Origin of the sequence: Streptomyces albidochromogenes, assembly GCF_005981925.1 — a bacterium.
In the GTDB taxonomy this organism is placed as follows: Bacteria; Actinomycetota; Actinomycetes; order Streptomycetales; family Streptomycetaceae; genus Streptomyces; species Streptomyces albidochromogenes.
On sequence record NZ_VBVX01000511.1, the window covers coordinates 1 to 2352 of the forward strand.

A 2352-nucleotide genomic window follows, 5' to 3' on the forward strand; every position below is an offset into this window, starting at 1 on the left:
GGAAACGTCGGGGGTGGCGGAGGTCCGGGCATGACCGAATCGCGGTCATGTACTAGAGTTATCTCGACATCGAGATATCTGCCGAAGGCGTACCGCAGCCGCCGACCGGTAAGGGTGACCTAACTAAGTCTTACCTTAGCGGATGGCCAGGGGGTCGTGGCGGCAGGATGCGGTAAGAAACGCGCACATTGAAGAAGGAGACTGTCGTGTCGGCGAACAGCTTCGACGCCCGCAGCACGCTGCGCGTGGGCGACGAGTCGTACGAGATCTTCAAGCTGGACAAGGTCGAGGGCTCCGCGCGCCTCCCTTACAGCCTGAAGGTGCTGCTGGAGAACCTGCTCCGCACCGAGGACGGCGCGAACATCACCGCCGACCACATCCGGGCCATCGGCGGCTGGGACTCCCAGGCCCAGCCCAGCCAGGAGATCCAGTTCACGCCCGCCCGCGTGATCATGCAGGACTTCACCGGCGTGCCCTGTGTCGTCGACCTCGCCACCATGCGTGAGGCCGTCAAGGAGCTCGGCGGCGACCCGGCGAAGATCAACCCGCTGGCCCCGGCCGAGCTGGTCATCGACCACTCCGTCATCGCCGACAAGTTCGGCACCGCCGGCGCCTTCCAGCAGAACGTCGAGCTGGAGTACGGCCGCAACAAGGAGCGCTACCAGTTCCTGCGCTGGGGCCAGACCGCCTTCGACGAGTTCAAGGTCGTCCCCCCGGGCACCGGCATCGTCCACCAGGTCAACATCGAGCACCTGGCCCGCACGGTCATGGTCCGGGGCGGCCAGGCGTACCCCGACACCCTCGTCGGCACCGACTCGCACACCACCATGGTCAACGGCCTCGGTGTGCTGGGCTGGGGCGTCGGCGGCATCGAGGCCGAGGCCGCGATGCTCGGCCAGCCGGTCTCCATGCTGATCCCGCGCGTCGTCGGCTTCAAGCTGACCGGCGAGCTGCCCACCGGCACCACCGCCACCGACCTGGTGCTCACGATCACCGAGATGCTGCGCAAGCACGGCGTCGTCGGCAAGTTCGTCGAGTTCTACGGTGAGGGCGTCGCCGCCACCTCGCTCGCGAACCGCGCCACCATCGGCAACATGTCGCCGGAGTTCGGCTCCACCGCCGCGATCTTCCCGATCGACGACGAGACGCTGAAGTACCTGCGCCTGACCGGCCGCGACGCCCAGCAGGTCGCGCTCGTCGAGGCGTACGCCAAGGAGCAGGGCCTCTGGCTCGACCCGGCCGCCGAGCCCGACTTCTCCGAGAAGCTGGAGCTGGACCTGTCGACGGTCGTCCCGTCGATCGCAGGCCCGAAGCGCCCGCAGGACCGCATCGTCCTCGCCAACGCCGCTCAGCAGTTCGCCACGGACGTCCTCAACTACGTCGAGGTCCAGACCGTGGGGGCCGGCACCGCCGCCTCCCCGGTGGACGAGGCGAGCGACGAGTCCTTCCCGGCCTCCGACGCCCCGGCCTACGGCAGCCAGGAGAACGGCGCGGGCGCCCCGCAGCACGCCGAGGGCACCGGTGCCGCCGTCCCGTCCAACCCGGTCACCGTGACCGCCCCCGACGGTTCGACGTACGAGATCGACCACGGCGCCGTCACGGTCGCCGCGATCACCTCCTGCACCAACACCTCGAACCCGTACGTCATGGTCGCCGCCGCCCTGGTGGCCAAGAAGGCGGTCGAGAAGGGCCTGACCCGCAAGCCGTGGGTCAAGACCACCCTCGCCCCGGGCTCGAAGGTCGTCACCGACTACTTCGACAAGGCGGGCCTGACCCCGTACCTCGACAAGGTCGGCTTCAACCTCGTCGGCTACGGCTGCACCACCTGCATCGGCAACTCGGGCCCGCTGCCCGAGGAGGTCTCGAAGGCCGTCAACGACAACGACCTCGCGGTCACGTCGGTCCTCTCGGGCAACCGCAACTTCGAGGGCCGCATCAACCCCGACGTCAAGATGAACTACCTGGCCTCCCCGCCGCTGGTCGTCGCGTACGCCATCGCGGGCTCCATGAAGGTGGACATCACCAAGGACGCCCTGGGCACCGACCAGGACGGCAAGCCGGTATACCTCGCCGACATCTGGCCCACCGAGGCCGAGGTCAACGACGTCGTGGCGAACTCCATCGGCGAGGACATGTTCAGCAAGTCCTACTCCGACGTCTTCGCGGGCGACGCCCAGTGGCAGGCGCTGCCGATCCCCACCGGCAACACCTTCGAGTGGGACAGCGAGTCGACGTACGTCCGGAAGCCCCCGTACTTCGAGGGCATGACGATGGAGACGACCCCGGTCGAGGACATCACCGGCGCGCGCGTCCTGGCCAAGCTGGGCGACTCGGTCACCACCGACCACATCT

At 68.2% G+C, this 2352-nt stretch carries 1 protein-coding gene; it reads left to right on the plus strand.

The window, feature by feature from the left end; translation table 11 throughout:
- Positions 1–206 precede the first annotated feature (206 nt).
- The coding region (locus tag E2E34_RS33250) for an aconitate hydratase (protein ID WP_138905553.1) at positions 207–2352 on the plus strand (2146 nt) is incomplete at its 3' end.